Annotated in this window: 13 protein-coding genes; 3 read left to right on the forward strand and 10 right to left on the reverse strand. The window is 66.6% G+C overall.

Going from position 1 to position 13,150, the window contains the following annotated elements; all coding sequences use genetic code 11:
* Positions 1 to 10: 10 nt before the first annotated feature.
* The 3 genes from rpoC to gltX all read left to right on the forward strand — a co-directional run bounded on the left by rpoC (position 11) and on the right by gltX (position 6,270).
* Positions 11 to 4,333: a DNA-directed RNA polymerase subunit beta' gene (gene rpoC, locus D2V04_RS03055; RefSeq protein WP_119511876.1), complete on the forward strand. Its 4,323-nt coding sequence runs from the start codon at positions 11 to 13 to the stop codon at positions 4,331 to 4,333.
* Between the two features lie 107 nt (positions 4,334 to 4,440).
* Positions 4,441 to 4,902: a hypothetical protein gene (locus tag D2V04_RS03060; RefSeq protein WP_119511877.1), complete on the forward strand. Its 462-nt coding sequence runs from the start codon at positions 4,441 to 4,443 to the stop codon at positions 4,900 to 4,902.
* A gap of 27 nt (positions 4,903 to 4,929) precedes the next feature.
* On the forward strand, positions 4,930 to 6,270 hold the full coding sequence (gltX, locus tag D2V04_RS03065) for a glutamate--tRNA ligase (protein WP_119511878.1): 1,341 nt from the start codon (positions 4,930 to 4,932) through the stop codon (positions 6,268 to 6,270).
* Between the two features lie 84 nt (positions 6,271 to 6,354).
* Here the strand turns inward: gltX and pyk are convergent, their stop codons facing one another.
* From pyk to D2V04_RS03115, 10 genes are all read right to left on the reverse strand, one after another.
* The gene (gene pyk, locus D2V04_RS03070; protein WP_119511879.1) at positions 6,355 to 7,821 is read right to left on the reverse strand and encodes a pyruvate kinase; all 1,467 of its coding nucleotides are present in this window, start codon (positions 7,819 to 7,821) and stop codon (positions 6,355 to 6,357) included.
* Positions 7,822 to 7,911: 90 nt separating this feature from the next.
* On the reverse strand, positions 7,912 to 8,973 hold the full coding sequence (locus D2V04_RS03075; protein WP_119511880.1) for a glycerophosphodiester phosphodiesterase family protein: 1,062 nt from the start codon (positions 8,971 to 8,973) through the stop codon (positions 7,912 to 7,914).
* Positions 8,952 to 9,299, reverse strand: coding sequence for an ArsC family reductase (locus D2V04_RS03080; protein WP_119511881.1), 348 nt, complete (start codon positions 9,297 to 9,299; stop codon positions 8,952 to 8,954). Before D2V04_RS03080 ends, D2V04_RS03075 begins: the two co-directional genes overlap by 22 nt.
* A complete protein-coding gene (locus tag D2V04_RS03085) occupies positions 9,296 to 9,610 on the reverse strand; it encodes an antibiotic biosynthesis monooxygenase family protein (RefSeq protein WP_119511949.1) in 315 nt (104 codons plus the stop codon). Before D2V04_RS03085 ends, D2V04_RS03080 begins: the two co-directional genes overlap by 4 nt.
* Complete coding sequence (gene ruvC / locus D2V04_RS03090) at positions 9,610 to 10,080, reverse strand: crossover junction endodeoxyribonuclease RuvC (RefSeq protein ID WP_119511882.1); 471 nt, start codon at positions 10,078 to 10,080, stop codon at positions 9,610 to 9,612. Before ruvC ends, D2V04_RS03085 begins: the two co-directional genes overlap by 1 nt.
* A 100-nt stretch (positions 10,081 to 10,180) precedes the next feature.
* Complete coding sequence (locus D2V04_RS03095) at positions 10,181 to 10,924, reverse strand: YebC/PmpR family DNA-binding transcriptional regulator (RefSeq protein WP_119511883.1); 744 nt, start codon at positions 10,922 to 10,924, stop codon at positions 10,181 to 10,183.
* Between the two features lie 107 nt (positions 10,925 to 11,031).
* A complete protein-coding gene (locus D2V04_RS03100) occupies positions 11,032 to 11,499 on the reverse strand; it encodes an AAC(3)-I family aminoglycoside N-acetyltransferase (protein WP_267463444.1) in 468 nt (155 codons plus the stop codon).
* Entirely contained in the window at positions 11,496 to 11,858 is a 363-nt protein-coding gene (locus D2V04_RS03105; RefSeq protein ID WP_182849638.1) for a heavy metal-binding domain-containing protein, read from the reverse strand. The genes D2V04_RS03100 and D2V04_RS03105 overlap by 4 nt, the downstream gene beginning before the upstream one ends.
* A 10-nt stretch (positions 11,859 to 11,868) precedes the next feature.
* Positions 11,869 to 12,747: an SDR family oxidoreductase gene (locus D2V04_RS03110; protein ID WP_119511885.1), complete on the reverse strand. Its 879-nt coding sequence runs from the start codon at positions 12,745 to 12,747 to the stop codon at positions 11,869 to 11,871.
* 80 nt (positions 12,748 to 12,827) lie between these two features.
* Positions 12,828 to 13,064, reverse strand: a complete 237-nt coding sequence (locus D2V04_RS03115; RefSeq protein ID WP_119511886.1) for a DUF2312 domain-containing protein — start codon at positions 13,062 to 13,064, stop codon at positions 12,828 to 12,830.
* Positions 13,065 to 13,150: the final 86 nt, after the last annotated feature.

Below are 13,150 nucleotides of genomic sequence, written 5' to 3' on the forward strand. Positions count from 1 at the left end.
AAACGAAGTCATGAACGAACTGACCAAATTCACCAACCAGCTCGCGAAGCCGGAAACCTTCGACCAGATTCAGATCGGGATCGCCTCCCCCGAGCGCATCCGTTCGTGGTCGTTCGGCGAGATCAAGAAGCCCGAGACGATCAACTACCGCACGTTCAAGCCCGAGCGTGACGGGTTGTTCTGCGCGCGCATCTTCGGTCCGGTGAAGGACTACGAGTGCCTGTGCGGCAAGTACAAGCGCATGAAGTACAAGGGCGTCGTCTGCGAGAAGTGCGGCGTCGAGGTGACCGTGACCAAGGTCCGCCGCGAGCGCATGGGCCATATCGAGCTCGCCGCTCCGGTCGCGCACATCTGGTTCCTCAAGTCGCTGCCGTCGCGCATCGGCCTGCTGCTCGACATGCAGCTCAAGCAGCTTGAGCGCGTGCTCTATTTCGAGGCCTATATCGTCACCGAGCCCGGCCTGACGCCGCTCGAGAAGTTCCAGCTCCTGACCGAGGACGAGCTGCTCGACGCGCAGGACGAATACGGCGAGGACGCCTTCACCGCCGGGATCGGCGCGGAAGCCGTCAAGATCATGCTGATGGATCTCGACCTCGAGCAGGAGCGGGCCGACCTGTTGGAAGAGCTCGAGACCACCAAGTCCGCGCTCAAGCCGAAGAAGATCATCAAGCGCCTGAAGGTCGTCGAGAGCTTCATCGAATCGGGCAACCGTCCCGAGTGGATGATCCTCGAGGTCATTCCGGTCATCCCGCCCGAGCTGCGCCCGCTGGTGCCGCTCGACGGTGGCCGCTTCGCGACCTCGGACCTCAACGACCTCTACCGCCGCGTCATCAACCGCAACAACCGCCTCAAGCGGCTGATCGAGCTTCGCGCGCCCGACATCATCGTGCGCAACGAGAAGCGCATGCTGCAGGAAGCGGTCGACGCGCTGTTCGACAACGGCCGCCGCGGCCGTGTCATCACCGGCGCCAACAAGCGTCCGCTGAAGTCGCTCTCCGACATGCTCAAGGGCAAGCAGGGCCGCTTCCGACAGAACCTGCTCGGCAAGCGCGTCGACTATTCGGGCCGTTCGGTCATCGTGACTGGGCCGGAACTCAAGCTGCACCAGTGCGGCCTGCCGAAGAAGATGGCGCTCGAACTGTTCAAGCCGTTCATCTACGCGCGCCTCGACGCCAAGGGTCTGTCGATGACCCTCAAGCAGGCGAAGAAGTGGGTCGAGAAGGAGCGCAAGGAAGTCTGGGACATCCTGGATGAAGTCATCCGCGAGCACCCGGTCCTCCTGAACCGCGCGCCGACGCTCCACCGCCTCGGCATCCAGGCGTTCGAGCCGGTGCTGATCGAGGGCAAGGCGATCCAGCTTCACCCGCTGGTCTGCGCCGCGTTCAATGCCGACTTCGACGGCGACCAGATGGCCGTGCACGTCCCGCTGAGTCTCGAGGCGCAGCTGGAAGCGCGCGTGCTGATGATGTCGACCAACAACATCCTCTCGCCCGCCAACGGCAAGCCGATCATCGTGCCTTCGCAGGACATGGTGCTGGGTCTCTACTACCTGTCGATGGACCGCGAGGGCGAGCCGGGCGAGGGCCGTCTGCTGTCCGACATGGCCGAAGTGCACCAGGCGCTTCACGTCGGTGCGGTCACGCTTCACTCGAAGATCGTCAGCCGCGTTCCGCAGGCGGACGAGGACGGCAACGTCGTCATGAAGCGCTTCGAGACCACTCCGGGCCGCATGCTGATCGGCGAATGTCTGCCGAAGAACCACAAGGTTCCGTTCGACATCGTCAACCGCCTTCTCACCAAGAAGGAGATCGGCGACGTCATCGACCAGGTCTATCGCCACACCGGCCAGAAGGACACGGTGCTGTTCGCCGACGCGATCATGGCGCTCGGCTTCCGCCACGCGTTCCGTGCGGGCATCTCGTTCGGCAAGGACGACATGATCATCCCGCAGGAGAAGGAGAAGCTGGTCGAGGAAACGAAGGCGCTCGTTGCCGACTACGAACAGCAGTACCAGGACGGCCTGATCACCCAGCAGGAAAAGTACAACAAGGTGATCGACGCCTGGAGCCGCTGCGGCGACCAGGTGGCCGACGCGATGATGGACAAGATCAAGTCGCGGACGAAGGACGACGACGGCCGCGAGACCCAGATCAACTCGATCTACATGATGAGTCACTCGGGTGCGCGTGGTTCGCCGGCGCAGATGAAGCAGCTCGCCGGCATGCGCGGCCTGATGGCCAAGCCGTCGGGCGAGATCATCGAACAGCCGATCATCTCGAACTTCAAGGAAGGCCTCACCGTTCTCGAGTACTTCAACTCGACCCACGGCGCCCGTAAGGGCCTGGCCGACACCGCGCTCAAGACGGCGAACTCGGGCTACCTGACCCGCCGTCTGGTCGATGTGTCGCAGGACTGCGTGATCGTCGAGGACGACTGCAAGACCGAGAACGCGCTCGAGATGCGCGCGATCGTTCAGGGCGGCTCGGTGATCGCCTCGCTCGGCGAGCGTATCCTTGGCCGCACGACCGCGGAGGATCTCGTCAACGCCAAGACCGGCGAAGTCATCGTCAAGGCGGGCACGCTGCTCGACGAGCCGATGGTCAAGGCGATCGAGGACGCCGAAGTGCAAGTCGCGAAGATCCGTTCGCCGCTGGTCTGCGAGGCCGAACAGGGCGTCTGCGGCACCTGCTACGGGCGCGATCTGGCGCGCGGTACGCCGGTCAACATCGGCGAGGCCGTGGGCGTCATCGCGGCGCAGTCGATCGGCGAGCCGGGCACGCAGCTTACGATGCGGACCTTCCACATCGGCGGTGCGGCGCAGCTCAACGAGACGAGCCACCTCGAGGCGGTGTCGGACGGCAAGGTCGTCTATCGCGACATGCCGACCATCACCGACAAGAAGGGCCGGATCCTGAGCCTCGCCCGCAACGGCGAGCTGGCGGTGATCGACGCCGAAGGGCGCGAGCGCGAGATCCACAAGGTCCCCTACGGTACCGTGCTGATGCACAAGGACGGCGCCAAGGTGAAGGAAGGCGAACGCCTGGCCGAGTGGGATCCGTTCACCCTGCCGATCATCACCGAGCAGTCGGGCGTGGTGCGTTACCAGGATCTGGTCGACGGCCAGACGATGGAAGAGCGCGTGGACGAGGCCACGGGCATCGCCCAGCGCGTCGTCACCGAACTACGCACGACCAGCCGCAAGAAGGACGATCTTCGTCCGCGCCTCACCCTGCTGGGCGAGGAAGGCGGCAAGAAGGGCGAGGAGACCGAGGCCGCGCGCTACATGCTCGCCCCGGGCACCACGCTCTCGGTCGAGGACGGCCAGCAGGTCGAGGCCGGCGACATTCTCGCCCGCGCTTCGCGTGAAGCTGCCAAGACGCGCGACATCACCGGCGGTCTGCCGCGTGTTGCCGAGCTGTTCGAGGCGCGCGTGCCGAAGGACAATGCGATCATCGCCAAGATTTCGGGCAAGATCGAATTCGTCCGCGAGTACAAGGCCAAGCGCAAGATCGCGATCGTGCCGGAGGAAGGGGATGCGGTCGAGTACCTGATCCCCAAGACCAAGGTGATCGACGTCCAGGAAGGCGACTTCGTCAAGAAGGGCGACACCCTGATCTCGGGCAGCCCGAACCCGCACGACATCCTCGAGGTTCTCGGGGTCGAGGCACTCGCCGAGTACCTCGTCAGCGAGATCCAGGAAGTCTACCGGCTCCAGGGCGTGAAGATCAACGACAAGCACATCGAGGTGATCGTTCGCCAGATGCTGCAGAAGGTCGAGATCACCGACGGTGGCGACACCACGCTGCTGCCGGGCGAGCAGGTGGACCTCGAGGAAATGAACGAGGTCAACTCGAAGCTCACCAAGGGCAAGAAGCCGGCCGAGGGCACGCCGATCCTGCTCGGGATCACCAAGGCGAGCCTGCAGACACGCAGCTTCATCTCGGCCGCGTCGTTCCAGGAGACCACCCGCGTGCTCACGCAGGCGGCGGTCGAAGGGAAGAAGGACACGCTGATCGGTCTCAAGGAGAACGTGATCGTGGGCCGCCTCATCCCCGCCGGCACCGGCGCGGCGATGAACCGCGTCCGCATTACCGCCTCCAGCCGCGACGCTGCGCTGCGTGCCCAGTGGAAGAAGCAGCAGGAAGCGCTGGTCGCAGCGCAGACGGCTGCCGAAGAGCACGAGGCGGAGCTTGCACAGGGCCCCGAGGCGGCGATCGGCGACGATCCGCTGGCGCGGGTCGAAGGCGAAACCCACGGCACCGACGCGGATGCGGGCGAATACCTGCAGCAGTCGGACGAGGGTGAAGCGACCCAGGCTGCCGACGAGGAATAAGAAAGCCTCGTCCCAAGCGATAAGAAGCCCCGCCGGAGCGATCCGGCGGGGCTTTTTCGTGCGTGAAGTCGGCGCTAGATCATGGCCGTAATCGATGGAGAGCCGATATGCGCCGCTACCCGCTCCTTCTCGCCTCGGCCGCCTTTCTCGCCGCCTGTCAGCAGACCGAGGACTCCGCCGCGCCGCCGCCGCAGGCCACGTCTTCGCCGACCGAGACCGTGGAGCAGACGCCATCGCGCGAAGCGCCGGCCTCTCTGATCGGCGAATACCGCGTAGCCGGCATCGACGGGACCGAAGTAGGCGGGCAGATCGGCATCGCCCTGTCGGTCACCGAGACGAACATCTTCTACGATCCGCGCTGCGCCGGGTTCGATTGGACCTACACCTATGAAGGGGGAGCGCTGACGACCGAACGCCCGGCCGACCGGGCGGTGTGCGAAATCGCCGTCCACCCAGAGCAGCAGCGCCTTGCGGCCGCGCTCGATGCGGTGACGCAGGCCGAGCGGACACCCTCCAACGGGATCGAGCTGTCGGGCGGCGGGCACAGCGTCACCCTGTTCTCGCAATAGGCGCGCGGCTCGGCTATCGGGCCGGGCATGACCGTGATCACCCGCTTCGCTCCCTCGCCCACGGGGCGCCTGCATGTCGGCAATATCCGCACCGCGCTGCACAACTGGATGCTCGCCCGGAAGAACGGTGGCCGTTTCCTGCTGCGGATCGACGACACCGATGCCGAGCGCTCGAAAGAGGAATACGTCGCGGCGATCCGCACCCATCTCGCCTGGCTCGGGCTCGACCCCGACGGGGAGGAACGCCAGTCGGCGCGGCTCGATCGCTACGAAGCGGCGTTCGAGCGGCTGCGCGCGGCGGACCGGGTCTATCGCTGCTACGAGACTGCGCAGGAGCTCGATCTCAAGCGCAAGATCCTGCTCGGTCGCGGGCTGCCGCCGGTCTATGACCGCGCGGCGCTGACGCTGAGCGAGGCGGATCATGCGGCAAAGGCGGCCGAGGGAATCGCACCGCACTGGCGCTTCAAGCTGGATCACGACGAGCCGATTGCCTGGGACGACGGCATTCGGGGCCCGCAGAAGTTCGATCCGGCGCAGCTTTCCGATCCCGTGGTGCGCCGCGCCGACGGTTCGTGGCTCTACATGCTGCCGAGCGCGGTCGACGATCTCGACATGGGCGTGACCGACGTTCTGCGCGGCGAGGACCACGTCTCGAACACCGCCGTGCAAGTCCAGATGTTCAGCGCGCTGGCCGACGGTGGGCAGATGCCGCGTTTCGCGCACGAGGCGCTGCTGGTGGGAAGCGAGGGGAAGCTGTCGAAGCGGCTCGGTTCACTCGGCTGCGATGCCTTCCGCGAGCGCGGGATCGAGCCGGAGGCGCTGGTCGCCTTGCTGGCGCGGATCGGCACGTCGCTTCCCGTGGAGCCGATCGCGGACCGGCATGCGCTGATCGAGACGTTCGACCTCGCGACCTTCGGCCGGGCCCCGGCCAGGTTCGACGAGGCCGAACTCGAACGGATCAACACCGCGATCGTCCACCAGCTCGATTACGGCGCGGTCGCCGACCGCCTGCCGCAAGGGATGGATGCGACGGGCTGGCACGCGATCCGTCCCAATCTTGCGACCGTGGGTGACGCGGCCGAGTTATGGCGGGTCGTCACCGGCCCGATCGAGCAGCCGGATTTCTCGGCCGAGGACCGCGCCTATCTCGCCGGCGCTGCGCGGGCGCTCGAATGGGGTGAGGACCCGTGGCACGCCCTGACCGGCGCGCTGAAAGAAGCGACCGGGCGCAAGGGCAGGGCGCTGTTCCTCCCGCTGCGCCAGGCGCTCACCGGCATGGACCACGGCCCGGATATGGCCCAGCTGCTGCCGCTGATCGGAGAGGCCGAGGCGCGTGCGAGGTTGGAGCGGGCCGCGAAGGGACACTAACCATCGCCATCCCAGCGAACGCTGGGATCGCTTTCCACCAGGGTGGCTTTGCGGCCCGCGATCGGATGACGGGAAGACCGGCGCCTAACCCTCGTGCTTCTCCAACTCGTCGCCCGCCAGCGTCACGACATGGAGCAGGTTGGTCGAGCCCGGCGTCCCGAACGGCACGCCGGCGAGTGCAATGAGTTTGCTGCCCGCGCGGCCGAAGCCGTGGCGCAGCGCCATGCGCTTGCCCTTGGCGATCATCTCCTCGAAGCTGCCGATGTCCTTCGTGACGACGGCGTGCGCGCCCCACAGAAGGGCGACGCGGCGGGCCGTGGCCATGGAGGGCGTCAGCACCAGCATCGGCACGCTGGGCCGCTCGCGCGCGACGCGCCGTGCGGTCGAGCCGGTGCCCGTGAAGACCGTGATCGCCTCGATCACGACCGTGTCGGCGATCGTCATGCAGGCATGCGCGAGCGCGTCGGCGGTGGTGCGGTCGGGCGGCGTGTCGAGGAAACGCACGCGTTCGAGATAGGCGTCGTCGCGCTCCACCTGGGTCGCGATCTTGTCCATGATCGTGACCGCTTCCTCGGGCCATTCGCCTGCGGCGGTTTCGGCGCTGAGCATGACCGCGTCGGCGCCGTCATAGACCGCGTTGGCAACGTCGGAGACTTCGGCGCGGGTCGGGGCAGGGCTCTCGATCATCGATTCGAGCATCTGCGTCGCCACGATCACCGGCTTGCCCGCGGTGCGCGCCTTGTTGACGATCTTCTTTTGCAGCGGCGGCACTTCCTGCGGCTCGAGCTCGACGCCGAGATCGCCGCGCGCGACCATGATCCCGTCGGCGAGTTCGATGATCTCGTCCAGCCGCCGCACCGCCATGGGTTTCTCGATCTTGGCACACAGCGAAGTGCCGTGCGCGCCCGGGCCACCCATCAGCTTGCGCGCCTCGGCAAGGTCGTCCGGCCGCTGGACGAACGAGAGGCCGATCCAGTCGGCGCCCTGCTCGACGGCGAAGGCCAGATCCTTGCGGTCCTTCTCGGTCAAGGCCGGAATGGGGATCTCGGCATCGGGCACGTTGACGCCCTTGCGGTTCGAAATCACCCCGCCGACTTCCGCCGAGCACAGGATCTCGTTCTCGTCCGCCTTGATGACGCGCAGGCGGATCTTGCCGTCGTTGATCAGCAGCCGCTGGCCCTTGCTGAGCAGGCCGAACAGTTCCGGGTGCGGCAGGTGGACGCGGGTCTCGTCGCCCGGTTCGGGATTGCGGTCGAGCGTGAAGTGGCCGGAATGGCGGATCACCGCTTGCCCGTCCTTGAACTCGCCGACCCGCAGCTTGGGACCCTGCAGGTCGCAGAAGATCGCGATCGGCCGGCCGAACTCCTTCTCCAGCGCGCGGATTGTGCGAATCGTTTCCGCATGGGTCGCGTGATCGCCGTGGCTCATGTTGACGCGAAAGGCGTCGGCCCCGGCGCGGAACAGCCGCCGCAGCATGGCAGGTTCGCGGCTGGCTGGGCCGGTGGTGGCGAGAATCTTGACCTTGCGGGCGCGCGGATCGAGCTTTTGCATGGATGCTGCGCTACGCCAGAGGCGCGGGCCAAGACAAGGAAAAGCGCGGCCGTGGATACGAATGCGACCGCAGGCACCCGCGCGGTCGCATCACTCGGGCCGCTCGCACGTTGCGCCCGCGCGTGCGGCCACCGCCAGGGCCGGATCGTCGGCAATCACCCCGTCGACACCCGCTCTCGCCAGCAGAGCCCACAGCTTCTCCGGGCAACCGCGCGCGCCTTCGCTCTCGTCGCGGCGCAGCGGGGGCGGGAGGAACGCGTTCTCCTTTCGGAGCGTCCAGGCATGCACTTTCAATCCCGCGGCGTGGGCGGCGGTGACCAGTCCGCTGGGCGTGCCGTCTTCCTCCAGCAGGAGCCTGATATCCGCGCTGACCGCATCGGCATATTCGGCGATCCTCGCCGCGCCATCCATGGTGACCATCGCGCTGTAGCGCATGGCGGGTTCGTCCGCCGGTCCGCCCTCTACCCCGACGAGCTGCACCAGCTTGTAGTCGCTGCGCGCATCGAGGCGCCTGAGCGGCGCGATCTCGAAGCTCTGGATGAAGACCGGATCGTCGGCCTCGATCCCGGCAGCGGTCAGTTCGCGCAGCAGCAGGTCGACCGTATCGATGCCTGCGTGCTGCAGCAGGAACTGCGGATGCTTGAGTTCGGGGTAGAGGCCGATCCGGCGGCCCGTCTCCGCCTCCTTCGCCTTCACCAGCGCGGCGATCTCGGCGAAGGTCGGGATCTGGTAGAGCCCGTCGAAGCGCGCATTGCCGGGGCGCAGGGCAGGTAGCCGCTCCTTCGCGCGAAGCGTGCGCAGTTCGGCCAGGGTGAAATCCTCGACGAACCAGCCGGTCACCTGCTGGCCATCGATTGCCTTGGTGGTCCGCCGGTCGGCGAATTCCGGGTGGTCCGCCACGTCGGTGGTGCCGGAAATCTCGTTCTCGTGCCGGGCAACGAGCACGCGGTCCCTGGTCGCCACGAGATCGGGCTCGACATAGTCGGCACCCTGATCGATCGCGCGTTCGTAGGCTGCGAGCGTGTGCTCGGGCCTCTCGCCGCTCGCACCGCGGTGGGCGATCACGAGCACCCCCGGAGGTGCTTCCTGCGCCGCTATGGGCGCTGCCAATGCGAGCGCCGCCAGCGCGCTCAGGATAAAGCTGCGGCCCATTCGTCCTCCTTGAACCCCACGAGCAGACCGCCGGGATATTCGACCACCGGCCGCTTGATCATGCTCGGATGCTGTTGCAGCAGCGTGACGGCCTTGGCGTCGTCGATATCCGCCTTCTCGGCCTCGGAGAGTTTGCGAAACGTCGTCCCGCGCCGGTTGAGCACCGTGTCGACGCCCGCCGCCGCGATCCATTGCTGCAGCCGTTCGGGATCGGCGCCCTCCTTCTTGTAGTCGTGGAACGCGTAGGTGATGCCGCGCGCGTCGAGCCATTTGCGCGCCTTCTTGACTGTATCGCAGTTGGGAATGCCATAGACCTCGATGCTCATGCCGCGCCTTTGCCGTTGAATTGATGGATGCGCGGTGCGTCGCAGGCGAACAGCGTGTAGCTCTCGTAGAACTCGTTGCGCCCGCGGGTCTGGACCACGCGGTGCTCGGCCACGCGGCCCCAGCCGCGGGCGGAGGCTTCGTCCTCCCATTCCGACAGCGCGACGACTTCGCCGTCCTCGCTGGTGTAGCTCTTGAACGAGAGAAAGCCGGGCTGTGCCTGCGCGAGTTCGAGCATGCGGTCGGCTTCGGCGTCGTAGGCGGGGTAATCGATGTCGGATCGCTTGCGGTTGCGGAATACGACGAGAAACATCAGCATCCTTTCAGGTGTGCGTCGGCAATGGCGACGGCGAGGGCATCGGCCGCGTCCGGCCCGGCGATTGCCGCGCCGGGCAGCAGGATCTTGAGCATGGCCTGGACCTGGGGCTTCTCGGCGCCGCCGGTGCCGACGACCGCTTTCTTGACCAGCCGGGCGGCATGTTCGCGCACGTCGAGACCCGCGGCGCCGCAGGCCGCGAGCACGGCGCCGCGGGCCTGCGCCAGCTTGAGCGTCGATTGCGGATTCTTGTTGGCGAAGACCTCCTCGGCCGCGGCGCGGTCCGGGCGGTGCTGCGCGATCACTTCGGAAACGGCCGCGTGCAATGCCGCGAGCCGCTCGGCCATCGGTGCCTTGGCATCGGTCGGGATCTGACCGTTGGCAATGTGGGACAGCCGCGCGCCCTCGGCCCGCACCAGACCCCAGCCAGTGCAACTGAGCGAAGGGTCCAGGCCGAGGATCAGCATTCTTCCTTCCCCTCCTGCCAGCGGGACGGGGTTGAGGGGCGGGTGAGAGGTCGGCCGGAGCCCACCCCTGACCCCTCCCGCGAGCGGGAGGGGAATGGGATCACCCCAGCTTCTCCATCACTTCGTCGGGAATCTCGTAGTTGCCCCACACGGTCTGCACGTCGTCGTCGTCGTCGAGCGCGTCGACCAGCTTGAGCAGCGTGCCGGCCGAGCCTTCGTCCATCTCCACGGTGATGTTGGGCTTCCACGCCAGCTTGACGTTCTCGGCCTCGCCCAGCGTCTTCTCCAGCGCACTCGCGACTTCGTGCAGCGCTTCCATTTCGGTCCAGATCGTGTGGCCGCTTTCGTCGCTTTCGACGTCGTCGGCGCCCGCCTCGATCGCCGCTTCGAGAACTTTCTCCTCGTCGCCCGCGCTCGCCGGGTACTCGATCAGCCCCTTGCGCTCGAACCCGTGCGCGACCGAGCCTTCGGTGCCGAGGTTGCCGCCGTTCTTGGAGAAGGCGGTGCGCACGGCGGTGGCGGTGCGGTTGCGGTTGTCGGTCAGCGCCTCGACGATCAGCGCCACGCCGCCCGGACCGTAGCCTTCGTAGCGGACTTCCTCGTAGTTATCCTCGTCCCCGCCGCTCGCCTTGTCGATCGCGCGCTGGATGTTGTCCTTGGGCATCGACTGCGCCTTGGCGTTGTTGACCGCCAGCCGCAGGCGCGGGTTCATGTCGGGATCGGGCGTGCCCATCTTCGCCGCGACGGTGATCTCGCGGCTGAGCTTGGAGAAGAGGTTGGAGCGCTTCTTATCCTGCGCCCCCTTGCGGTGCATGATGTTCTTGAATTTGGAATGGCCTGCCATGGTAACCCCGGAATTTGGTCTGTCATGTGGCCCAGCGGTGCGGGCCGCATTGTGACGCGCTCCTAGCGAAGCAGCGCCGGGCGGGCAATCGCGGGCTGCGAGGCTTTCTAGGGTGCGATGTCGAAGTGCAGAACTTCCTCGCGCGTGCCGAGCTTGTCGTAGAGCGCAATCGCGGGTTCGTCCTCGGGCAGCGTGTCGGCCTGGACGTAGATGACCCAGACCCCTGCCGCGCGCGCGATCCGGCGCGTCTCCTCGATCAGCGCGGTGGCGACGCCCCGGCGGCGCCAGTCTTCGGCGACGGCGAGGTCGTAGATGTAAAGCTCGCTGCGCGCTTGCTCGAACTTGGGCAGAACGTATCCGGCGAGCGCCCCGATCATCTCGCCGCCTGCCTCGGCAACCAGCAGCACGGTATCGGGGCGGGCCAGCAGCGCCTCCGCATAGGCGTCGTCCGGCGGATGCGCGGCATAGCTCTCGCGGTCGTCGAAGACCTCGCCGAACAGGCGGTTCATCGCGCGGAAGCGCGTCAGGTCGCCCGGGCCGATCCGCGCGACCGAGAAGCCGTCGCCCGTGCTCAGATGCGCACCGCCGTGCCGCTGGCGGAGACCATCAGCATCGATCCGGTGTCTCCGATCACCTCGTAGTCGAGGTCGACCCCGACCACCGCGTTGCCGCCCAGCGAGCCGCATTCGGCCTGCAGTTCCTGGATCGCCTGCTCGCGCGCATCGCGCAGGATGCGCTCGTAGCTGCCCGACCGGCCCCCGACGATATCGCGGATATTGGCGAAGAGATCGCGGAACAGGTTGGCGCCGACGATCACCTCGCCGGTGACGATGCCGAGATAGTCCTGGATCGGCCGTCCCTCGATCGTGTGCGTGGTGGTGACGACGATGCCCCTCGCATCTTTATAGGGTGCATCCTTCCAGGGCCCTGCCATCCGAAGCTCCTCAACCGTTGACGACGATCCCGCCGTTGGGGTGCAGGACCTGCCCCGACATATAGGACGAATCCTCGCAGGCAAGGAAGAGGAACGCGGGCGCGACCTCGTTCGGCTGGCCCGGACGGCCCATGGGCGTGTCCTCGCCGAAATGCTCGACCTTCTCGGGCGGCGCCCCGCCGCAGGGATTGAGAGGGGTCCAGATCGGCCCGGGCGCGACCGCGTTCACGCGGATGCCGTCCTTGATCAGGTTCTCGCTCAGCGAGCGGGTGAAGGCGGTGATCGCGCCCTTGGTCGCGGAGTAATCGAGCAGCCCGCCGGAGCCCTTGTACATCGTCACGCTGGTGCAGTTGACGATCGCCGCGCCCTTGGTGAGATGCGGCCGCGCCGCCTGGACGAGGTAGAACATCGCGAAGATGTTGGTCTGAAACGTGCGCTGGAGCTGCTCGGCGGTGATCTCGGTCACCTCCTTGTCGGGATGCTGCTCGCCGGCGTTGTTGACCAGCACGTCGAGCCGGCCCCACTTGTCGATGACTTTTTCGACCAGCGCTTTGCAGACTTTCGGATCGCCGAGATCGCCGCGGTGGAACAGGCCTTCGCTGCCCTCGCGCTCGATCGCCTCGATAGTGATGCGCGCGTCGTCGTCTTCCTCGAGGTACGCGATCGCGACTTTCGCGCCTTCGCGCGCGAACAGCACAGCGGTGGCGCGGCCGATGCCGCTGTCTCCGCCCGTGACAATAGCCACTTTGCCTTTGAGCCGGTCGGAGCCGGGATAGCGCGGCGCCCATTCGGGCTTGTCGTCCATCGCCGTCTCGTGGCCGGGCAGCTTCGGCTCTTCGTGTGTCTCCTCGACGAAGGCCTTGTCGACGGTTTCGGTTGAATCGCTCATGGTTCGCTCCGTGAATCGGGTGTTCACGAAAGCAATCGACGGGAGCGGGGCGTCGTTCCCCGCTCCGCCGTGAGGGCGGATCAGCCCAGCCCGAGCGCCGCCTTGTAGGTGTCGAGCACCATTTCCATTTCGGCGCGATCGTCGGGCTTCATCTTCCGAAGACGGACGATCTGGCGCATGATCTTGACGTCGTAGCCGACTGCCTTCGCCTCGGCATAGACGTCGCGGATGTCGTCGGCGATGCCCTTCTTCTCTTCCTCGAGGCGTTCGATGCGTTCGATCAGCAGGCGCAGGCGGTCGTCGGTGGCTTCGGCCATGTTTTACTCCGGATGATGTGAGAATCGGTTGGCGCGCTCGATAGCCAGCCTGCCGGAGCCGGTGAACCCGCGGCGCGAGTTTTCCC

Source organism: Pelagerythrobacter aerophilus, assembly GCF_003581645.1.
GTDB lineage: Bacteria > Pseudomonadota > Alphaproteobacteria > Sphingomonadales > Sphingomonadaceae > Pelagerythrobacter > Pelagerythrobacter aerophilus.